17 protein-coding genes, 1 tRNA gene and 1 pseudogene are annotated in these 19,781 nt (G+C 73.3%); 6 read left to right on the top strand and 13 right to left on the bottom strand.

All coding sequences use genetic code 11. From position 1 onward, the window contains the following. Nucleotides 1-6 precede the first annotated feature (6 nt). The 3 genes from N8I86_RS19430 (at nt 7) to N8I86_RS19420 (ending at nt 1,402) form a co-directional block, all read left to right on the top strand. Nucleotides 7-726 carry an ABC transporter permease gene (locus N8I86_RS19430; protein WP_073887191.1) on the top strand — a complete coding sequence of 240 codons (720 nt, stop codon included), beginning with the start codon at nt 7-9 and terminating at the stop codon, nt 724-726. A gap of 77 nt (nt 727-803) precedes the next feature. Continuing rightward, nucleotides 804-1,046, top strand: coding sequence for an SGM_3592 family protein (locus tag N8I86_RS19425; RefSeq protein WP_073887189.1), 243 nt, complete (start codon nt 804-806; stop codon nt 1,044-1,046). A gap of 268 nt (nt 1,047-1,314) precedes the next feature. Then, nucleotides 1,315-1,402, top strand: a tRNA-Ser gene (locus tag N8I86_RS19420). A gap of 45 nt (nt 1,403-1,447) precedes the next feature. On the opposite strand, the gene N8I86_RS19415 is transcribed toward N8I86_RS19420, so the two are convergent. The 9 genes from N8I86_RS19415 to N8I86_RS19375 all read right to left on the bottom strand — a co-directional run bounded on the left by N8I86_RS19415 (nt 1,448) and on the right by N8I86_RS19375 (nt 11,384). After that, a complete protein-coding gene (locus N8I86_RS19415) occupies nt 1,448-2,245 on the bottom strand; it encodes an HAD family hydrolase (RefSeq protein ID WP_123437375.1) in 798 nt (265 codons plus the stop codon). Beyond that, entirely contained in the window at nt 2,242-3,519 is a 1,278-nt protein-coding gene (gene serS, locus N8I86_RS19410; RefSeq protein WP_073887185.1) for a serine--tRNA ligase, read from the bottom strand. Before serS ends, N8I86_RS19415 begins: the two co-directional genes overlap by 4 nt. A 530-nt stretch (nt 3,520-4,049) precedes the next feature. Continuing rightward, nucleotides 4,050-4,982 carry a prephenate dehydratase gene (gene pheA / locus N8I86_RS19405; protein WP_073887183.1) on the bottom strand — a complete coding sequence of 311 codons (933 nt, stop codon included), beginning with the start codon at nt 4,980-4,982 and terminating at the stop codon, nt 4,050-4,052. 149 nt (nt 4,983-5,131) lie between these two features. Beyond that, nucleotides 5,132-6,421 (bottom strand): iron uptake transporter deferrochelatase/peroxidase subunit, encoded by a 1,290-nt coding sequence (gene efeB / locus N8I86_RS19400; RefSeq protein ID WP_073887181.1) that lies wholly within the window; start codon nt 6,419-6,421, stop codon nt 5,132-5,134. 7 nt (nt 6,422-6,428) lie between these two features. Continuing rightward, a complete protein-coding gene (locus N8I86_RS19395; RefSeq protein WP_263278316.1) occupies nt 6,429-8,408 on the bottom strand; it encodes a copper resistance CopC/CopD family protein in 1,980 nt (659 codons plus the stop codon). A 13-nt stretch (nt 8,409-8,421) separates the two neighbouring features. Further along, a complete protein-coding gene (locus tag N8I86_RS19390) occupies nt 8,422-8,880 on the bottom strand; it encodes a copper chaperone PCu(A)C (protein WP_123437379.1) in 459 nt (152 codons plus the stop codon). Then, nucleotides 8,877-9,530: an SCO family protein gene (locus tag N8I86_RS19385; protein ID WP_263278315.1), complete on the bottom strand. Its 654-nt coding sequence runs from the start codon at nt 9,528-9,530 to the stop codon at nt 8,877-8,879. Before N8I86_RS19385 ends, N8I86_RS19390 begins: the two co-directional genes overlap by 4 nt. 89 nt (nt 9,531-9,619) lie before the next feature. Continuing rightward, the gene (locus N8I86_RS19380) at nt 9,620-10,375 is read right to left on the bottom strand and encodes a YcnI family copper-binding membrane protein (RefSeq protein ID WP_263278314.1); all 756 of its coding nucleotides are present in this window, start codon (nt 10,373-10,375) and stop codon (nt 9,620-9,622) included. Nucleotides 10,376-10,544: 169 nt separating this feature from the next. Then, a complete protein-coding gene (locus N8I86_RS19375; protein WP_073887136.1) occupies nt 10,545-11,384 on the bottom strand; it encodes a hypothetical protein in 840 nt (279 codons plus the stop codon). Between the two features lie 186 nt (nt 11,385-11,570). Between N8I86_RS19375 and N8I86_RS19370 the strand changes: the two genes are divergently transcribed. Continuing rightward, nucleotides 11,571-12,017, top strand: a complete 447-nt coding sequence (locus N8I86_RS19370; protein WP_263278313.1) for an ATP-binding protein — start codon at nt 11,571-11,573, stop codon at nt 12,015-12,017. A gap of 64 nt (nt 12,018-12,081) precedes the next feature. Next, nucleotides 12,082-12,645: a GNAT family N-acetyltransferase gene (locus N8I86_RS19365; protein WP_123437383.1), complete on the top strand. Its 564-nt coding sequence runs from the start codon at nt 12,082-12,084 to the stop codon at nt 12,643-12,645. A 29-nt stretch (nt 12,646-12,674) separates the two neighbouring features. Here the strand turns inward: N8I86_RS19365 and N8I86_RS19360 are convergent, their stop codons facing one another. The 4 genes and pseudogenes from N8I86_RS19360 to N8I86_RS19345 all read right to left on the bottom strand — a co-directional run bounded on the left by N8I86_RS19360 (nt 12,675) and on the right by N8I86_RS19345 (nt 18,480). Next, nucleotides 12,675-13,889 carry an MFS transporter gene (locus N8I86_RS19360; RefSeq protein WP_263278312.1) on the bottom strand — a complete coding sequence of 405 codons (1,215 nt, stop codon included), beginning with the start codon at nt 13,887-13,889 and terminating at the stop codon, nt 12,675-12,677. An 81-nt stretch (nt 13,890-13,970) separates the two neighbouring features. Further along, nucleotides 13,971-15,334: pseudogene (pdxR, locus tag N8I86_RS19355) on the bottom strand (MocR-like pyridoxine biosynthesis transcription factor PdxR). A gap of 94 nt (nt 15,335-15,428) precedes the next feature. Then, a complete protein-coding gene (locus N8I86_RS19350) occupies nt 15,429-16,913 on the bottom strand; it encodes an aminopeptidase P family protein (protein ID WP_073887128.1) in 1,485 nt (494 codons plus the stop codon). A gap of 154 nt (nt 16,914-17,067) precedes the next feature. Further along, nucleotides 17,068-18,480 carry a PP2C family protein-serine/threonine phosphatase gene (locus tag N8I86_RS19345; RefSeq protein WP_073887125.1) on the bottom strand — a complete coding sequence of 471 codons (1,413 nt, stop codon included), beginning with the start codon at nt 18,478-18,480 and terminating at the stop codon, nt 17,068-17,070. A 611-nt stretch (nt 18,481-19,091) separates the two neighbouring features. Between N8I86_RS19345 and N8I86_RS19340 the strand changes: the two genes are divergently transcribed. Beyond that, the gene (locus N8I86_RS19340) at nt 19,092-19,754 is read left to right on the top strand and encodes a bifunctional DNA primase/polymerase (RefSeq protein ID WP_073887123.1); all 663 of its coding nucleotides are present in this window, start codon (nt 19,092-19,094) and stop codon (nt 19,752-19,754) included. Nucleotides 19,755-19,781 lie beyond the last annotated feature (27 nt).

Below are 19,781 nucleotides of genomic sequence, written 5' to 3'. Positions count from 1 at the left end.
CCGAAGATGTACGACCCCACCGTCGCCCGGCTCACCTACCGGGCCCTGCTGGGCCGCCGCCGGGCCCTCATCCTCGGCGCGCTGCCCCTGCTGCTCATCGTGATCGCGGTCGCCGTACGGGCGTTGACCGGCGCCGACGACCAGACGGCCTCCGACGTGCTCGGCGGCTTCGCCCTCGCCACCATGGTGCCGATCATCGGCGTCATCGCGGGCACGGGCGCGATCGGCCCGGAGATCGACGACGGCTCCGTCGTCTACCTGCTGTCCAAACCGCTCAAGCGGCCCACGATCATCTTCACCAAGCTCATCGTGGCCATCGCCGTGACCATGGTGTTCTCGGCCGTGCCGACCCTGATCGCGGGGCTGATCCTGAACGGCAACGGCCAGCAGATCGCCGTCGCCTACACGGTCGCCGCGCTGGTCTCCTCCATCGCCTACTCGGCGCTGTTCCTGCTGCTCGGCACGGTCTCCCGGCACGCCGTGGTGTTCGGGCTGGTCTACGCCCTCGTCTGGGAGGCGCTGTTCGGCTCCCTGGTGCCGGGCGCGCGCACGCTGAGCGTCCAGCAGTGGTCGCTGGCCGTCGCCCACAAGGTGGCCGGCGGGGACATGGTGACCTCCGAGGTCGGACTGACGACGGCCACCGTGCTGCTGGTGGCGGTCACCGTCCTCGCGACCTGGTACGCCGGCCAGAAGCTGCGGTCGCTGAAGCTCGCGGGCGAGGAGTAGGCCGCGGCGGCCTGACGGGGACTTCACGCCGGCCCGGGCACACTGGGCACATCGGACACATGGCTGGGAGGCCGCAGATGGGTGAGGAGATACCGCAGCCCGAAGGGCGGGAGCGGGCCGGGGAGGCCGCCTGGGACGACATCGTCCTGGACGAGGCCTTCGTTCGCGCCGCGGAGTCCTCCGAGCCGTCCGCCCGGGCCCGGATGCTCGCCGCACGCTGGCGGGCCGAGGGACCGCAGCCGCAGCCCTGGCGCTCCGACGAGCCGCCGGCCGGCTGGTTCTTCAGCAAGGCGCGCCGGCGCGGACGGCGCCGTCGCTGACGCCGCTCCGGCGGCCCCCGGCTAATTCGGTGGCGCCCGACTCGGCGGCGGGGCAGAGTGGTTGTGCCCCGTCCGCCGGGATCGTCCCGGCGCCACGCACTGGGAGAGGAGGTGGGCGATGTCCATGCACGGCAGTACGCCCAGCTCCCCGCAGGGCAGCCCGAGGCCGGCTCCGGAGTGATCGCCACTCCTCCGTGACGCCCGTGGGAGCTGCCCGGGGCGGCCGCTTCGAGCACGCGATGTCCACATTCGCGTGGGCCGCCCACCCGGAGGATTGGCCGAGTGGTAAGGCACTGGCTTGCTAAGCCATGGTCGGGTCCGAGAGGCCCGCGCACGTTCGATCCGTGCATCCTCCGCAAGACGCTGTCACCGTGCCCCGGCCGGCACGCCGGCCGGGGCCCTCAGGCCAGCAACCGCTCCAGCACCACCGCGATACCGTCGTCCTCGTTGGAGGACGTCACCTCGTCCGACACCGCCTTGAGCTCCGCGTGGGCGTTGGCCATGGCCACGCCACGGGCCGCCCAGGCGAACATCGGGATGTCGTTGGGCATGTCGCCGAAGGCGATCGTGTCGGCGGCCTTCAGACCGAGGCGGCGGGCGGCGAGCGACAGACCGGTGGCCTTGGACAGGCCGAGCGGCAGCAGCTCCACGATCCCCTCGCCGGCCAGGGCCACCGTGACGAACCCGCCGGCCGTCTGCCGGGCGACGGCCGCCAGCTCGTCGTCACCCAGCGTCGGATGCTGGATGTAGATCTTGTTCAGGGGCGCGGTCCAGAGATCGGACGCGTCCGTGAACGGCGTCGCCGGGAGCCGCCCGGTGACCGCGTACCCCGGTCCCACCAGCACCTCGCCGTCGAGGCCGTCACGGCTGGCCGCCAGATACAGCGGGCCCACCTCGGCCTCGATCTTGGCGAGGGCCACCCCCGCCAGCTGCCGGTCCAGGGTGACCGAGGTCAGCAGGCGGTGCGCCCCGGCGTCGTAGACCTGCGCGCCCTGGCCGCAGACGGCGAGGCCGTCGTAGCCGAGGTCGTCCAGGATGTGCCGGGTCCAGGGGACGGCCCGGCCGGTGACGACGATGTGCGCCGCGCCCGCCGCGGTGGCCGCGGCGAGCGCGTCACGGGTGCGCTGAGAGATCGACTCGTCGGAGCGCAGGAGCGTTCCGTCGAGGTCGGTGGCGACGAGCCCGTAGGGGAAGCTCACCGGGTCACCGGCGCCAGGACCTCCCGGCCGCCCAGGTACGGGCGCAGGACCTCGGGAACCCGGACCGAGCCGTCGGCCTGCTGGTGGTTCTCCAGGATGGCCACGATGGTGCGCGGTACGGCGCACAGGGTGCCGTTGAGCGTGGCGAGCGGCTTGACCTGCTTGCCGTCGCGGACCCGGATGGACAGGCGGCGGGACTGGAACTCGGTGCAGTCCGAGGTCGAGGTCAGCTCGCGGTACTTGCCCTGGGTCGGGATCCAGGCCTCGCAGTCGAACTTGCGGGCGGCCGAGGCGCCGAGGTCGCCGGTCGCGACGTCGATGACGCGGAACGGCAGCTCCAGCGAGGTCAGCCACTGCTTCTCCCACTCCAGCAGGCGCTGGTGCTCCGCCTGGGAGTCCTCGGGAGCGACGTACGAGAACATCTCGACCTTGTCGAACTGGTGCACGCGGAAGATGCCCCGCGTGTCCTTGCCGTGCGAGCCGGCCTCGCGGCGGAAGCAGGGCGAGAAGCCCGCGTACCGCAGCGGCAGCCGGTCGGCGTCGATGATCTCGTCCATGTGGTAGGCCGCCAGCGGCACCTCGGACGTGCCGACCAGGTAGAGGTCGTCCTTGTCGAGGTGGTAGACGTCCTGGGACGCCTGGCCGAGGAAGCCGGTTCCCGCCATGGACTGCGGGCGGACCAGCGCCGGGGTGAGCATCGGTGTGAAGCCGGCCGCGGTGGCCTGTGCGATGGCCGCGTTCACCAGGGCCAGCTCCAGCAGGGCGCCGACGCCGGTGAGGAAGTAGAAGCGGGAGCCGGAGACCTTGGCGCCGCGCTCGACGTCGATCGCGCCGAGGATCTGGCCGAGCTCCAGGTGGTCCCGGGGCTCGAAGCCCTCGGCGGAGAAGTCACGGATGGTGCCGTGCGTCTCCAGCGTGGCGAAGTCCTCCTCGCCGCCGACGGGCACGTCGGGGTGGACGAGGTTGCCGAGCCGGAGCAGCAGCTCCTGGGTCTCGGCGTCGGCCGCGTCACGCTCGGCGTCGGCGGCCTTGACGTCGGCCTTCAGCTGCTCGGCGCGCTTGAGCAGCTCGGCCTTCTCGTCGGCGGAGGCCTTGGGGATCAGCTTGCCGAGCTGCTTCTGCTCGGCGCGCAGTTCGTCGAAGCGGACGCCGGAGGACCTGCGCCGCTCGTCGGCAGACAGGAGGGAGTCGACGAGCGCGACGTCCTCTCCACGGGCGCGCTGGGACGCGCGCACACGGTCGGGGTCCTCACGGAGCAGGCGAAGGTCAATCACGGGGCCCAGGCTACCGGTGCGGGGTTGCCGCTCACGAATCCCTATTCCGGAGAGTTCAGATACGCGGCTTACGTTCCGTTATGCGCTAATTGCCGAGGGTGTCAAGGAAAAGTGTCTCACTTCCTGGGACGGGGCACGCCTCGGGCGCCCGGTTGACCGGATTTCCTTGTGGGGAACGGGACTTGGGATATGCGTTGTCCACAGGAATCCACACACCGGGAAGAGTTATCCACAGGCTGTGTGGAAGGTCTGTGGACGCCGGAATTGATCACTCCGGAAGCGTCGAACGGACGGAAGAATTCCCGGGTCAAACCCCGCCCACACCCACTTTCGGGTGGAAAACGGTCGCCCCAAAAGATGAACCATGGGAAACGGGTGGACGAAGGGTGACTCATGCGCTGGTGACCCCTCCTGGGGGCCGTAGGGCGATTTGTCGACCGAACGGCACTTCCTTGTCGACTTGTCCCCAGGTCGAGAAGGGCACCTGTGGATAACTCCTGTGGATAACGATGATCCGCAGGTACGACTGGCTAGAAGCGGCCGTCCTGGCAGCGCGCCACCCAGTCTGCCGCCGCCGTGAACTCCTCGTCCGAGGTCCCCGGAAGCGTCGGCCGGGCCTCGGCCGGGGTGATGTCGGCTCGCGGATAGGAACCGAGGAAACGCACCTGGAGACAGATCCGCTTCAGACCTCTGAGCGCCTCCGCCATCCGCCGGTCGGAGATGTGGCCCTCGGCGTCGATGCAGAAGCAGTAATTGCCGATACCGGCACCGGTGGGCCGGGACTGCAGCAGCATGAGGTTGATGCCGCGCGAGGCGAATTCACCGAGCAGGTCGCGCAGGGCTCCGGGATGGTCGTCGCGCTGCCACAGCACCACGGAGGTCTTGTCGGCGCCGGTCGGCGCGGCGGGCCGGGAGGGGCGGCCGACCAGCACGAACCGGGTCTGGGCGTTCTCCGCGTCGTGGATCCCCGTCTCCAGGGCGCGCAGCCCGTACCGGGCGGCGGCGAACTCGCCCGCGAAGGCGGCGTCGTAGCGGCCCTCCTGGACCAGGCGGGCGGCGTCCGCGTTGGAGGCGGCCGACTCCCAGGTCGCGTCCGGCAGATGGGTGCGCAGCCAGTTGCGCACCTGCGGCTGGGCCGCCGGGTGGGCGGAGACGGTCTTGATGTCCGTGAGCTCGGTGCCCGGCCGTACCAGCAGCGCGAAGGTGATCGACAGCAGCACCTCGCGGTAGATCGTCAGCGGTGCGCCGGCGACGAGTTCGTCCAGGGTGGTGGTGATGCCGCCCTCGACGGAGTTCTCGATCGGCACGAACGCCGCCTCGGCCTCACCGGCGCGGACGGCGTCCAGCGCGGACTGCACCGACACGTACGGGATCAGCTCCCGGGTGGCCGCCTCCGGGAGCGTCCGCAGGGCGACTTCGGTGAAGGTGCCCTCGGGGCCCAGATACGCATAGCTCGCTGGCATGTCCTCACCCTAACGGCGGCACGGCGGCCCGTCGCCTCCGTCTCACGACGGCCACCCGACCGGGTGGTTTGAACGCGGAACGGCCCCGGACGCGCCGCTGTCTCGCGTATCGGCACGCACGCCGGCCCGTCGCGGACGCGGGTGCCGGCTCACCCTTCCAGCAGCCGCTGCCCCACGTACTCGCCCTCCGCCGCCCCGCCCGGCACGGCGAACAGCCCGCTCGCCTCGTGCCGGATGTACTGCGAGAGCGCGTCGCCCCGGTCGAGCTTGCGCTGCACCGGGACGAAGCCGCGCAGCGGGTCGGCCTGCCAGCAGACGAACAGCAGACCGGCGTCGGGCGTGCCGTCCGCGTCGATGCCGTCGTGGTAGGAGAACGGGCGCCGCAGCATGGCCGCGCCCCCGTTCCGGTCGGGCCGGGTGATCCGTGCGTGCGCGTTGACGGGGACGAGGTACTCGCCCTTGGCGTCCGTCTTCTCCAGGTCCATCTCGGTCGTCTCGTCGCCCCCGGACAGCGGTGCCCCGTCGGCCTTGCGGCGCCCGATGACCTGCTCCTGGGCGGTGCGCGACAGCGCCTCCCAGTCGTCCAGCAGCATGCGGATGCGGCGTACCACGGCGTAGGAGCCGTTCGCCATCCACGCGGGCCCGGTGGCGGACGACACGAAGATCCGCCGGTCGAAGTCGGCGTCGGCCGGCCGGGGGTTGCGGGTGCCGTCGAGCTGGCCCATGAGGTTGCGGGCCGTCATGGGGTGGGCGGTGGCGCCCGGGGAGCGGTTGAAGCCGTTCATCTGCCAGCGCACCCGTGCGGCCGACCCGGCGTCCTTCTGGATCGCCCGCAGGGCGTGGAAGGCGACCAGGGCGTCGTCCGCGCCGATCTGCACCCACAGGTCGCCGTCGCTGCGGGTTCTGTCGAGGTGGTCGGAGGAGAAGGCCGGCAGCGGGTCCAGCGCGGCAGGCCGCTGCTTCTCCAGGCCCGTCCTGCCGAAGAAGCCGTATCCGAATCCGAAGGTGACCGTCAGCGAGGAGGGTCCCGCGTCACGGGCCACGTCGGTGTCGTCGTGCGGAGCGGCCTCGCCCGCCATCAGCCGCTCGGCCGTCGCCGACCAGCGGCGCAGCAGGGCCGCCGCCTCCTTGCGGCCCGCACCCGGTGCCAGGTCGAAGGCGACGAGATGGCCGCGCGCCTGGAGCCCCTCGGTGATACCGGGCTGATGTTTCCCGTGAAACACCGCCCGGCCGGTGCCCACCGAGGTCAGCGGAGTGGCCCGGGCGGGCGCGGCGGCGTAGCCCACCGCGCCGCCGGTCGCGCCGAGCACGAGCCCAGTGGCACCGGCGGTGCCGAGCAGGGCACGCCGGGAGACGCCCCGGCCGGTGCCGGGGTCGACTGCGGGCTCGCGCACGGCGGACTCGGGCGTCCGGGCCTCGGGGAGGGACTGGTCGGGCATGGTGCGTTCAGCCGATCTGCGCGTTCTTGGAGACGGTCGCCTGGTCGATGTCGGAGGTCCGCACGGTCACCGCGATCTTCCAGTCGCCGGCCATGGGGATCTGCACTCCGCTCGCCGACCAGTGGCCGGTGGTGATGTGGTCGGGGTTCACGGGGAGCGGGCCGATCTTCTTCGCCTCCAGGGTGAAGGAGACCTTCACCTCGGGGACGTCGAAGGCCCGGCCGTTGGGACGCTGGACGTAAACGTGCATCTCGTTGCCGCCCACGCGCGCGGGATCGAGGTCGATGCGCGCGACGCCCTTGCCGTCCGTGCCGCCGGTGTCGAAGGGCATGTCCAGGGTGAGCGCACCGGACGCGGGGGAGGACGGCGACGACGAGCGGGCCGACGCGGCCGTGGCGGCCTCGGCCTGCTGCTCGGTGCGGCCCGGTTCGGTCTGCGTCAGCACGGTGGTGACGGCGAGCAGGACGACCGCGACGCCGGCCTCCGCGAGCACCGAGCGGCGCAGCCCGAACCGGTTCGGGTCGGCGTCCCGCAGGCGCTTGCGCCGGGCGGCGTCGGCCGCGGCCCGCTGCCGGGCCAGCTGTGCGGCGCGCCGGGAGTCACCGGTGTCGTCGCCCTTGCCGGTCTCGGCGCCCTTGGTTCCCGCGGCCTCGCCGGCTTTCACGGACGCCCTGGCCGAGGCCTTGGCGGTCGGTCCGGCCGCCGCGGAGGCGACCCGTTCCTGCCGCGGCCGGTCGGCCGGCGCGCCCGCGCCCGTGTCGGCGAGCCGCGCGGTCCACCGCCGCGAGACCGCCGCGACGCCGACGAGCAGCGCCACCAGACCGATCTTGACCAGCAGCAGCTGCCCGTACCGGGTCTCGGTGAACGCCGACCAGGAGCCGAGCTGCCGCCAGGACTGGTAGACGCCGGTGACGACCAGGGCGAGGACCGAGCCGAAGGCCAGCCGGGAGAAGCGGTGCACGGCGGCGGACTCGACCGGCGTCTCGGCGGGCGCGCGGTACAGGGCGACCAGGAGCGCGGTGAGACCGCCCAGCCAGGTGGCGACGGCGAGCAGGTGGACGACGTCGACCGGCATGGCGATGCCCGGCTGGAGCCCGACCGAGGCGTGCTCGGCCATGGCCCAGCTGGAGGCGAGGCCGGCCGCGACCACCGTGCCGCCGACCGCGAGCCCGAAGGTCAGGTCGCGCTTCTCCTCGCCCTCCTCCCGCCGGGTGTACGCGCCGAAGAGGACGGCGACGAACAGCGCGGCGGCGGCGAGCAGCAGCAGCCGGGAGACCAGCGCGGCACCGGTCTTGGTCTGGAGCACCTGGCCGAGCAGATCGAGGTCGAGGACGTCGGCGAGCTTCCCCGAGGTGGTGTACGCGCCGCGCAGGAGCAGCAGCCACAGGGTGGCCGAGGTCAGTGCCAGCCAGCCGCCGACGACCAGCCGCTGCAGGGCCCGTACGCCCGCGCCGCGCCGCCAGCAGGCGAGCACGAAGGCCGCGCCGCCCGCGAGCACGACGAAGCCGGCGTAGGACACGTACCGTCCGAAGCCGTAGAGCACCCCGACGGTCCCGCCGCCCGCGGCCGGTCCCGTACCGGAGACCACGGTCGGCGAGGGCGCCCCGACGGAGAAGGTGTAAGCACCGGCGACGGGGTGGCTGTCGGCCGAGACGACCTGGTAGGCGACCGTGTAGGTGCCCTCGGCCAGGCCGCTCTTGAGCCGCACGGCGTAGGTCGTCCCGCTCACGTTGGCGGGTGTGCCCGTCTGGACCGGCCGGCCCTTGGGGTCGAGGACCCGCACGGAGTCCCCGGTCATCGCGACCGTCTCGGAGAAGGTGAGCGACACCTGGCTGGGCGCCTTCTTGACCACCACCCCCTGCGCGGGGTCACTGCCGGTCAGCGCCGCGTGCGCGGAGGCAGGTCCGGCGCCCGCCAGCAGCGCCCCGGTGACGGCGAGCAGCAGCAGTACCAGGGTCCGCAGGCGGGGGGTGATGGTCCGCGTCAAGGTGGTCCCTCCCTCAGTGGCCGGTCGACGGGTTGTACGTGGCGGACTTCACCGGCATCTCGACGGAGAGGGGCCCGGACTCCGCGAAAGTGAGCTTCACGGTGACGGTCTGGCCCTGCCGGGGCTTGCGCCGCAGCTCCTCGAACATCAGATGGTTGCCGCCGCTCCTGAACACGAGCCGTCCGTGGGCCGGTATGGCGAAGGAGGACTTCTCGGCCATCGCCCCGCCGACGGTGCTGTGCATGGTGACCCGGCCGGCGACGTCGCTGCTGACCGAGGTCAGCTCGTCCTCGGCCGTGCCCTCGTTGGTGATCGTCAGGAACCCGGCGGCCATGTCGGCGGAGACCGGCTGGGGCATGTAGGGGGAGCTGACCGACAGGCCGGCCTTCCCGGAGTCCGCTCCGGAGCCGGAGCAGCCGGTGAGGGCGAGGGCCCCGGCGAGGGCGGCCGCGGCCGGGACGGCATGCCTCACGGCTTGGCTCCCTCGACGAGCTTGGGCAGGTCCTTGGTGTAGTCGTCGACCGTGGCGCCCTCGCCGTAGAGGACGTAGCCGCCGTCGGTCTTCGGCGAGAACGCGATGACCTGGGTGCCGTGCACGGAGACGACCTTGCCGTTCTTGTCCTTCGTCGTCGGCTCGATGGAGATGCCGACGGACCGGGCCCCGGCCTGCACGGTGGAGAAGTCCCCGGTCAGACCGACGAACGCCGGGTCGATGCCCTTGAGCCACTTGCCCAGCTCGGCAGGGGTGTCCCGGTCGGGGTCGGTGGTGACGAAGACGACCCGGAGATCGTTCTGCTCGGCCTTGGGCAGCGCCTTCTTGGCGACGGCGATGTTGCTCATCGTCGTGGGGCAGATGTCCGGGCAGTGCGTGTAGCCGAAGTAGAGCAGGGTCGGGTGGCCCTTGGTCTCGGCCCGCAGGTCGTACTTCTCGCCGTGCGTGTCGGTGAGGACCAGGTCGGGCTTGTCGAAGGGCTGGTCGAGCACGGTGGCGGCCTTGCCCGAGTCGGACTCCTCGGAGACCACGGAGACCGATGACCCGCCGTCGTTCCCGCTGCCGCAGGCGGAGAGGGTCAGGGTGGCGGCGGCGAGCAGCGCGGCCGCGGCGAACGTCTTGTTGCGCATAGAAAAATGTCCCAGATGTGAGAACTCCGGCGCGCACCGGGGTCGTACGACAGCGTCGCACGGCCCCGGCGCGCGGACGGAACCTTGGCTCAGGCTGCGGTCCGGCGGCGGCCGGCGAGGACGCCGTAGGCGACGCCCGCGATGCCGACGACGATGCCGACCACGCCGAGCACGCGTGCGGTGGTGTCACTGCCGCCGTCGGAGCCGGAGTCCGCGGCGGCGGCCGTCTTCCCCGTCTCGGCGGCGGTGTCCTCGGCGGCCGCCGTGCCGTGGTGGTCGCCGGTCGCGGCGGACAGCTCCAGCACGGGGGCCGGGTTCTCCGGCTCGTCCTCACCCTCCTTGGGCACCTCGATCCAGCGCACGACCTCCTTGTTGGAGTACGTCTGGACGGCCTTGAAGACGAGCTGGTCGGCGTCCTCCGGCAGGGCGCCGACGGAGAGCGGGAACTTCTGGAAGTAACCGGCCTCGATCCCCTTGCCGTCGGCGGTCCAGGTGACCTTGGAGACGGCCTCGTCGATCTTCTCGCCGTGCATGGTCAGCGGCTTGTCGAGCTTGGACTTGGTGACCTGGATCTTCCAGCCCGGGATCGGCTGCGGCATCACCGAGGCGATCGGGTGGTCGCCCGGGAGGTTGACCTCGACCTTGGTGGTCGAGGCGTCGTCGCGCTCGTTGGGGACCTTGAAGTCGACGACCGCGTAGCCGCCCTTGGCCGCGGTGCCCTCGGGCTGGACGGTGACGTGCGCGAAGGCCGGGGCCGACAGGGTCAGCACGGCCGTGCCGGCGACGGCAGCGGCGGCGGCGAGACGGGAGACGGTACGGCGAGAGGCGACACGAGAAGCCTGCATGGCAGGGGCACTCCACTCTGAGTGAGGTCCGGTGGTGGTCACGGGTGCTGAGAGATACGCGTGCGTGCGCAGTGCCACTCGCTGGGGTCGCGGTGGCCGGGCTTGCGCACGGGCGCGGCCGCGCGGACGCGGCCCTCTCCCACCGGCGGTGTGGAGTGGTGCGGTCGCGTCAGGCGGCGAGGGCGTACCCGGTGGCGGGCGGGCCGCGCCGGATCACCGTGTGCTGGAGCGCGGTGGTGCGCGGGGCGGGTTCCTCGTCCCGGGCGGCGCGGCGAGCGCACGGGGGCGGCTCGACGGCGGGCAGCAGCCCGGCGCACAGGGCGTGCACCAGCGCCAGTGCCCCGCGCAGGGATCGTACGAGCGCCGCTTCGGCGACTCCGTGCGCCGACAGCTCGATCAGCCGCAGCACGGCCAGGTCGCCCCGGCGCAGCAGCCAGCCCGCGGCCACGGCCGCGAGGACGTGGGCGAGCAGCATCGGCGTCGAGGGCAGCAGCGAGGCGGTGGAGGCGGCGGGATCGGCCATGTGGTGCATGGCCGGCATGGTGCCCACGGCCCGGCGCGAGGGGTCGATCAGATGCGCGTCGAGCAGCAGGCGGTAGGCGTGTCCGGGGGTGAGTACCGACGGCCCGGACCCGCACACGAGCCGCGCCGCCCGCTCGACGAGCTCGGTGTTGCTCAGCGAACCGTCCGGCGCCGCCATCGGCATGGCGCCCGGGGCCATCGCGGTGCCCCCGTGCCGGCCCAGCCCGAACAGCGTGTGCAGGGCGGTCTGGCCGAGTGCGAGGAGCGTGGCGATGGCCGGCATCGAGCGGGCCCGCCCGGCGAGCGGGGCCACGAGCAGCAGGGAGCCGGCGAAGCCCGCGCCGAGCGTCCACAGCGGAACGGTCGCGCAGGCCGCCAGACTGTGCCCGGCCGCGGCCAGCACGACGCAGACCGCGGCGAACACCGCGGCCCGCAGGATCCGGAGCCCGGCTCCGGGACGCGCCGTGCGCGGGTGGGGGGCAGTCATGGCGGGCTCATCATCGCACTGCCCGCCCCGCCGGCGTCCGCCAGGTGGCCGGACGCGTCCCTCATACACCGATTCCTCCCCCGGCACATCGACCGTATGGGCGGAGTCACGTCGACGCAGTGCTTACGGCCGCCTACGCGCGGCAATACGTAACGGTATGTCGAGCCGCGGCCTGGAGGCTGGAGCATGAGCATCTGGTGGTCACTCCATCTGCGCCGCGAGGCCGCGAGCGTGCCCCTGGCCCGGCGGCTGCTGATCGGCACGATGGAGACGGCGGGCGTCGACCCGGAGATCTCCTTCGACCTGTCCGTCGCGCTCAGCGAGGCCTGCGCCAACGCCGTGGAGCACGGCGGGGCCGGGATGCCGGGCGGCGCCTCGGAGGCGTACCGGGTGACCGCCTACCTCGACGGCGAGAAGTGCCGCATCGAAGTGGCGGACTCCGGACCGGGGTTCACGCGCACCACCGACATCCGGCCCGTCCGGGCGGACTCGGAGCACGGCCGCGGACTCTGCCTCATCCGGGAACTCGCCGACCACGTCCACATCGGTGCCGGTCACGGCCGGGGCGGGACGGTGGTCAGCTTCGACAAGATGCTCAAGTGGCGCGGTGGCGCGCCGTCCGTGGCGGTGTGAGACCTCCTGCTCCGTCTCCGCCGGGGCGGTCCGCCCGTGGCCCGGCGCCCCCTAGGGTGCGCGCATGCGTATCGAGACCGAGGAGCTGGCCGGCGGCGTGACGCTGCGGCTGCTCGCGCGCGGTGACGTGGACGCGATGTGCGCGGCCTACGTCGCGAACCGCCGGCACCTCCAGCCGTGGGAGCCGGTCAGGCCCGAGTCGTTCTTCACCGCGGCCGGTCAGTCCCAGCGGGTGCACGGACTGCTGCGGCAGTTCGCCGAGGGCACCGCGCTGCCCCTGGTGCTCGTCGCGGAGGACGGCCGGATCGCCGGGGCCGCCACCCTGTCGGGGATCTCCCGGGGCCCCTTCCTGAGCGCCCACCTCGGGTACTGGATCGCCGCCGACCGGCAGAACCGCGGACTGGCCAGTGCCGCCGTCGAGCGGATGTGCCGGCTCGCACGGGACACGGTGGGACTGCACAGGATCGAGGCGTCCACGCTCGTGCACAACACCGGATCGCAGCGGGTGCTGGCGAAGTGCGGGTTCGAGCCGATCGGCCTGGCCCCGAGCTACCTGCACATCGACGGCGCCTGGCGGGACTGCCGGCTCTTCCAGCGGATCCTGCACGATCGCGCCCCCGCGCTCTGACGCACCGCTGGTCCACCGGCCGCCGCGGGTCAGCCCACGAGCGCCGGTTCCCCGGCCGCGCGGGGTGCCCGGCGCCGCGCCGCCCGGCGCGCGGCCGGGCCCATCGCGCACGACGCCACCGGCATCAGCGAGCCCAGGAGCAGCCAGCCGGGCGTGCCCCAGCCCAGCAGCAGCCAGGTCACCACCAGCGGGCCGAGCGTGCGGGCGACGGTCACGCCGGTGCCGAAGAGGCCCTGGTACTCGCCGATCCGGTCGGCCGGGGCCAGGTCGAAGGACAGCTGCCAGGAGCCCGCCGACTGCTGCATCTCCGCCACCACCTGGAGCACCGCACCGGCGATCAGGGCCGCCGCGGCGGGCCAGGCGGACCGTCCCGCCGACAGGGCGAACACCGCGCAGGAGGCGAGCATGACCAGCCCGGACCGGCGCAGCACCCGCACCGCGCTGCCGATCCCGGTGACGGCCCTCGCCGCCCGCACCTGGAACAGCGTCACCGCCAGGGTGTTGAGCACGAACAGCCCGGATGCCAGCCAGGCCGGGGCCCCGGTCCGCTCGGTGATCCACAGCGGCAGCGCGAGGCTCAGCAGCGGCAGGCGCAGCAGCAGTACGGCGTTGAGCAGCGCCACCACGGCGTACGGCCGGTCCCGCAGCACCGCGAGCCGCCCGGTGCCGGCGCCGGGGCCCACCGGCCGTACGGCGGGCAGCCGCAGCAGGATCAGCGCGCACACCAGGAAGCACACCGCGTCCAGCGCGAGCACGCCCCGGTACGCGGTCGCCGCCCGGGCGCCCAGCGCGAGCCCGCCGAGTGCCGCCCCGACCGCGAGCCCGCCGTTCAGCGTCGACTGCAGCCGGGCCAGCAGGCCGGTCCGCTCGCCGGCCGGGACCAGCCCGGCGAGCAGCGCCTGCCGGGCCGCGGCCAGACCCGACTGCGCGGAGGCGTACACGCAGGCGGCGACGACGAACGGCAGGAAGCCCCGCACCAGCAGGAACGAGGCGACCGCGGCCGAGGTCCCGAGGGCGAGCAGCACCGACGTGCCGCGTGGGCCGCGCCGGTCGGCGAGCCGCCCGAGCGGCACCCCGACCAGCGAACCGACCGCCCAGCCGAGGGTCAGCCCGAGCCCCACGCGCGCCGGGGCGATCCCGGCGACCTGGGTGAAGTACAGCGCCGAGGTCGTGTAGTAGGCGCCGTCGCCCACGGAGTTGGCGAGCTGGGCCAGGGCGAGGAGCCGTTGCGGTCGGTTCGTCATACCGATCACGCTAGGAGCCCGGTGGACCCCCGGGCAGACCCAATCGACTGCCTTCGCAGTGGTCCACTTCTCGTGGCGGGGTCAGCCGTCCAGCACCTTCGCGAGCACTTCCAGGGCCTCCGGATAGGCACGCTCCCGGGGGGTGCCGTACCCGACGACCAGGCCCTGCGGCCGCCCGGGGCCCGGGGAGTGCCAGTGGTCGCCGAGGGCGCCGAGCGCGAGGCCCTCGGCCTCCGCGCGGGCCAGCGCGTCGGCCTCGTCGGGCACGTCGATCAGCGCGTGCAGGCCGCCGCGATCCCGCGCACGCTCCGGCTCGGGCCCAGCCGGTCCAGGAGCTGGTCGCGGCGGCGCCGGTAGCGCAGCCGGCACGCGCGCACATGCCGGTCGTAGGCGTGGCTGTCGATGAGTTCGGCGAGCGCCAGCTGGCCGATGGTCTCGGTGTGGTGGTCGCTGTGCAGCTTGGCGTCGGCGACCGCGTCGACCAGGTGCGGCGGCAGCACCATCCAGCCCAGGCGGAGCGCGGGGCCGAGCGTCTTGGAGGCGGTGCCCAGGTAGACGACCTGGCCGGGTGCCATGCCCTGCAGCGCGCCCACGGGCTGCCGGTCGTAGCGGAACTCGCCGTCGTAGTCGTCCTCGACGATCAGCCCGCCCCGGGAGCGGGCCCAGTCGGTGAGCGCGCGCCGCCGCTCGGGGTGCAGGGTGACCCCGGTCGGGTACTGGTGGGCGGGAGTCACCACCACGGCGGCCGCCTCGCCGAGTTCGTCCGGGCGTATCCCGCGCGCGTCGACGGACACCGGCCGCACGGTGCCGCCGTTGTGCCGCACCACCTCGCGGTGGAAGGGCAGTCCGGGGTCCTCCATGGCGACGGCCGAGCCGTCGAGCACCCGGGTCAGGAGCGCGAGGCCCTGGACGTACCCGGAGGTGATGACGATCCGCTCCGGGGGCGCGAGCACCCCGCGCGCCCGCCCCAGATAGCCGGAGAGCGCGGTGCGCAGTTCGATCCGGCCGCGCGGGTCGCCGTAGTCGTACGCCAGTGAGGGCGCGGTCGCTATGGCGCGGCGCAGCGCCCGCAGCCAGGCCGCCGCGGGGAACGCGCCCACGTCGGGGCTGCCCGGGCGCAGGTCGAGACGCGGGGCACGCGCGTGCGCGTGCGGCCGCGGCGCCTCGGAGTCGACGGAGGGCAGGGAGGCGACCCGGGTGCCCGAGCCCTGCCGTGCCGTCAGATAGCCCTCGGCGACGAGCTGGTCGTAGGCCGCCTTGGCGGTGCCCCGGGAGATGCCGAGCTCGGCCGCGAGGCGCCGGGTCGCGGGCAGCCGGGTGCCGGGTCCGAGCCGTCCGTCGCGCACGGCGTCCCGCAGGGCCCGCTCCAGCCCGACCCGGCGTCCGTCCGCCGCGTCGGGTTCGAGATGCAGGTCCACCCCCACACCGGACCAGAAGTCGTCCACGAACACCCTCCCCCTAGGCACGTGTGACCTTCGCACGTGTACGGACACGCCGATGGCCGGGCACCGCACGGGTGCCCGGCCATGCAGTGTCTTATCAGCCCTTGAGGGCCGACATCCACGCCTCGACCTCGTCGGAGCGGCGCGGCAGGCCCGCGGAGAGGTTCCGGTTGCCGTCCCGCGTGACGAGGATGTCGTCCTCGATCCGCACGCCGATGCCCCGGTACTCCTGCGGCACCGTCAGGTCGTCGGCCTGGAAGTACAGGCCCGGCTCGACGGTGAGCACCATGCCCGGCTCCAGCGTGCCCTCGACGTAGGTCTCGGTGCGCGCGGCCGCGCAGTCGTGGACGTCCATGCCGAGCATGTGGCCGGTGCCGTGCAGGGTCCAGCGGCGCTGCAGGCCCAGCTCCAGGACGCGCTCGACGGGGCCCTCGACCAGGCCCCACTCGACGAGCCGCTCGGCGAGCACGCGCTGGGCGGCGTCGTGGAAGTCCCGGTACTTGGCGCCCGGCTGCACGGCCGCGATACCGGCCTCCTGGGCGTCGTACACGGCGTCGTAGATCTTCTTCTGGAGCTCGCTGTACGTGCCGTTGATCGGCAGCGTGCGCGTGACGTCGGCCGTGTACAGCGTGTGCGTCTCCACGCCCGCGTCCAGCAGGAGCAGGTCGCCGGAGCGGACCGGGCCGTCGTTGCGGACCCAGTGCAGGGTGCAGGCGTGCGGGCCGGCCGCGCAGATGGAGCCGTAGCCGACGTCGTTGCCCTCGACGCGCGCGCGGAGGAAGAACGTGCCCTCGATGTAGCGCTCGCTGGTCGCCTCGGCCTTGTCCAGGACCTTCACGACGTCCTCGAAGCCGCGGACCGTGGAGTCGACGGCCTTCTGCAGCTCGCCGATCTCGAACTCGTCCTTGACCAGGCGGGCCTCGGAGAGGAAGACGCGCAGCTCCTCGTCGCGCTCGGCGGTGACCTTGTCGGTCAGGGCCGCCTCGATGCCGGCGTCGTGGCCGCGCACGACCCGCACCGGGCCGGTGGCCTCGCGCAGCGCGTCGGCCAGCTCGCGCACGTCGGCGGCGGGGATGCCGTACAGCGCCTCGGACTCGGCGAGGGAGTGGCGGCGGCCGACCCACAGCTCGCCCTGGCCGGAGAGCCAGAACTCGCCGTTCTCGCGGTCGGAGCGCGGCAGCAGGTAGATCGTCGCCTCGTGGCCCTCGCCGGCGGGCTCCAGCACCAGGACGCCGTCCTCGGTCTGGTTGCCGGTGAGGTAGGCGTACTCGACGGAGGCGCGGAAGGCGTACTCGGTGTCGTTCGAGCGGGTCTTCAGGTTGCCCGCCGGGATCACCAGGCGCTCGCCCGGGAAGCGGGCGGAGAGCGCGGCACGGCGGCGCGCGGTGTGCGCGGCCTGCTCGATCGGCTCCAGGTCACGCAGCTCCGTGTCGGCCCAGCCGGACTGCATGCTCTCGGCCAGCTCGTCGGAGACGCCCGGGTACAGGCCGTTCTTCCGCTGCTTGACGGTCTCCTCGGACTCGGTCTCGGGGCCCTCCGCGGTAACGGAATCGGGCACAGCCGGGTTGAGCTCGTCGGACACGTGATCCTCCTCGATACGCCATTGATCTCCCCCGGAAGCCCGCGGCGCTCCTGCTTGTGGCCGAGCGGGGGCCTCCATCATCGTACGGTCGTACCGGGAGCGGGCGGGGGCCGGATGACCTGTTATGCCCGGTCATGCCAGCCACGGCCGGCCGTCAGTCGAAGCGCGCCGCCAGCAGGACCACGTCCTCCTCGCTGTCGGCCGTGTCCAGGCCGTCCGGCAGGACCGTGCGCAGGACGTGGTCGGCGACCGCGCCGGGGTCGTGGCGCAGTGCCCGCGGGATGCCGGCCGCGGCCGCGTGCAGCCGGGTGAAGGCGCGGTCCATCGGGTCGCCGGTGCGGTGCAGCAGCCCGTCGGTGTAGAGCAGGACCGTGTCGCCCGCCTCCGCCTGCACCTCGACGCTGGGGGCCTCCCAGCAGGCCAGCATGCCGAGCGGCGCGGAGACGGAGGTCTCGGCGAACTCGGTGCGCCGTTCGCCGATCAGCAGCGGCGGGCTGTGCCCGGCACCGGCCAGGGTGACCTTGCGCAGCGCCGGCTCGCAGTAGGCGAACAGGGCGGTGGCCGAGCGGGCCGGCTCGGTCAGCCGCAGCAGCAGCTCCAGGTCGGACAGGACGGCGACGGGGTCCTCGCCCTCCATCACCGCGTAGGCCCGCAGGGAGGCGCGCAGCCGGCCCATGGCGGCCACGGCGCTGGGTCCGGAGCCGGTGACCGAGCCGACGGACAGGCCGAGCGCGGCGTCCGGCAGCGGCAGCGCGTCGTACCAGTCGCCGCCGCCGCGCGGTCCGCTGCGGTGCCGGGCGGCGAGCTGGACACCGGCCACCCGGGGCAGCCGGGACGGCAGCAGTTCCTCGGTGAGGGTCGCCATGCGCGCGCGGGTGCGGTCCACCTCCAGCAGCCGGGCGAGGTGCTCGGTGGCGTGCCGGAGGTAGAGGCCGGCGAGGTGGCGCTGCCGCTCGTGGGGTTCGGCCGGCTCGTCGTAGAGCCAGACGGCGGCGCCGAGGCGCCCGGCGCAGTCGGAGGCGAGGGGCAGGGCGTAGCTGGCGGCGTAGCCGAGACGGGCGGCGACCTCGCGGTGGCGGGGGTCGAGGCCGTCCTCGGCGAGCAGATCGGGATGGACGACCTCGGCGCCCTGGCCGGTGTCGTACGGCAGTGAGCCCTGCGGGACGGTCTCGATGTGCCCGAGGTCCGCCCGGCCGAGACCGAGGCCGAGGGTGGTGCGGGGGCCGAGCCCGTCGCCGGGCTCCAGGACGACGAGGCCGCGGCGGGCGCCGACGAGGGCGGCTCCGGCGCGCAGCAGTTCCTGGAGGGCGGGCTCCAGCGCGTTCGTGCGGGAGAGCCGCTCGGTCAGTTCGTGGAGCGTGGTGAGGTCGGAGACCCAGCCGGCCAGCCGGTCCTGGAGGACGGTGCCGGGGGCGGGGGCGTGCGGGGCGGGGGCGTTGCGGACGGCCGGATGGGGGTCCGGGGAGGGCTCCGTGCCCGGCGCGGGGGGAGTGGGCGCGGCAGTGTGTGGGGCCGTGGGAACCGCTGAATCGATTCCGGCCACTTTCGGAGGATGCGGGGCGCTCATGGCGTCCGGCTTTCAGACCGGTGCGTTTTGCTCAAAAGCATCGCAAACCCCCATGTGATTCTGCGCCGCTAGCGGTGTCTCCACATGTACACGCACTCGTGAGGGGATGTCCAGCATTGTCCTGCCGGGATTCCTGGTGTCCATGGGGTGGACCCGGGTTTCCCGCTAACCCCTTGCCTTACTGCCAAGTTGGCTGAAAACTGCCTCAGGTATCGGTCCATTGCGGTCGACTGGCCCTGCTCCACGGAGCGTCACAGCGGTCGTGATGGGTACGTACTCGGAGAAGGCCAGGGGTGGCTGGGGGCCACCCGGAACCTGGCGACGGACCCGGGCGTCATAGCCACCGACGGCCGAGCCCCATCCTCCCGTGGCGGAGGCGGAGAGAAATACGCGCGACGGCAAACGCCATGCTTCGCCACCCCCACGCCGCAGCCGTGCTCGTACCGGACGCACCAGGAACGCGGGCGCGGCCGATGCTCGACCCCACGGGGTTCCCCCTGTCGTGCGCAGGGGTGTGATGCGCCAACAGGTACGCACAGTGAAGTGATCGACTCATGTTGTGATGTGGACCACGGTGTTGCCAGCGGTGCAACGGAAAGGAACGAGCGCTCATGCGCGAGATCCTCGGAAGGCGACGCAGGCTCCTGTCCAGGCGGAACGGCGGGAGGCCCGAGCTGCTCAGCGCGGCCCTGAACTACGCGGAATGGCAGTGGCCCGTGCTCCCGGGCGTGGCCCCGGATCCGCGGGCGCGGTCGCGCTGCGCCTGCCCCGACCCGGACTGCACGGTGCCGGGGGCGCACCCCTTCGACCCGGGTCTGCTCGCGGCCACCACCGACCCGCGCATGGTGCGCTGGTGGTGGACCAACCGGCCGGCCGCGCCGATCGTCCTGGCCACCGGCGGCAAGGCGCCCTGCGCGGTCAGCCTGCCGGCGCTCGCCGCCTCCCGCGCCCTCGCCCTGCTCGACCGGCGGGGCATGCGCCTCGGCCCGGTCGTCGCCTCGCCCACCCGCTGGGCGCTGCTGGTGAAGCCGTACTCCATGGAACAGCTGGGCGAGCTGCTGTACGCCAAGGACTTCGTGCCCGGCTCCCTGCGTTTCCACGGCGAGGGCGGCTACCTGGCCCTGCCCCCGTCCGAGACCGGACAGGGCGGCGTCCGCTGGGAGCGTGCCCCGCTGCCCGGGTCGGCCTCGCCCTGGGTGCCCGACGTGGAGGCCGTCGTGGACGCGGTCGTCGACGCCCTCACTCGTACGGGTGTGAGCGCGCCCGAGTTGTAGGGGGTGTCCGGCGCGGACGGGGCGGAC

The organism is Streptomyces albidicamelliae, from assembly GCF_025642175.1.
In the GTDB taxonomy this organism is placed as follows: Bacteria; Actinomycetota; Actinomycetes; order Streptomycetales; family Streptomycetaceae; genus Streptomyces; species Streptomyces albidocamelliae.
This window is presented reverse-complemented; position numbering and strand designations above follow the sequence as displayed.

Coding starts and splice junctions, on each gene's coding strand:
- N8I86_RS19345 (WP_073887125.1), bottom strand. CDS start 18,480: ATGAGCGCCCCGCATCCTCCGAAAGTGGCCGGAATCGATTCAGCGGTT.
- N8I86_RS19370 (WP_263278313.1), top strand. CDS start 11,571: ATGAGCATCTGGTGGTCACTCCATCTGCGCCGCGAGGCCGCGAGCGTG.
- N8I86_RS19340 (WP_073887123.1), top strand. CDS start 19,092: ATGCGCGAGATCCTCGGAAGGCGACGCAGGCTCCTGTCCAGGCGGAAC.
- pheA (WP_073887183.1), bottom strand. CDS start 4,982: ATGCCAGCGAGCTATGCGTATCTGGGCCCCGAGGGCACCTTCACCGAA.
- N8I86_RS19385 (WP_263278315.1), bottom strand. CDS start 9,530: ATGCGCAACAAGACGTTCGCCGCGGCCGCGCTGCTCGCCGCCGCCACC.
- N8I86_RS19425 (WP_073887189.1), top strand. CDS start 804: ATGGGTGAGGAGATACCGCAGCCCGAAGGGCGGGAGCGGGCCGGGGAG.
- N8I86_RS19375 (WP_073887136.1), bottom strand. CDS start 11,384: ATGACTGCCCCCCACCCGCGCACGGCGCGTCCCGGAGCCGGGCTCCGG.
- N8I86_RS19365 (WP_123437383.1), top strand. CDS start 12,082: ATGCGTATCGAGACCGAGGAGCTGGCCGGCGGCGTGACGCTGCGGCTG.
- N8I86_RS19380 (WP_263278314.1), bottom strand. CDS start 10,375: ATGCAGGCTTCTCGTGTCGCCTCTCGCCGTACCGTCTCCCGTCTCGCC.
- N8I86_RS19360 (WP_263278312.1), bottom strand. CDS start 13,889: ATGACGAACCGACCGCAACGGCTCCTCGCCCTGGCCCAGCTCGCCAAC.
- N8I86_RS19430 (WP_073887191.1), top strand. CDS start 7: ATGTACGACCCCACCGTCGCCCGGCTCACCTACCGGGCCCTGCTGGGC.
- efeB (WP_073887181.1), bottom strand. CDS start 6,421: ATGCCCGACCAGTCCCTCCCCGAGGCCCGGACGCCCGAGTCCGCCGTG.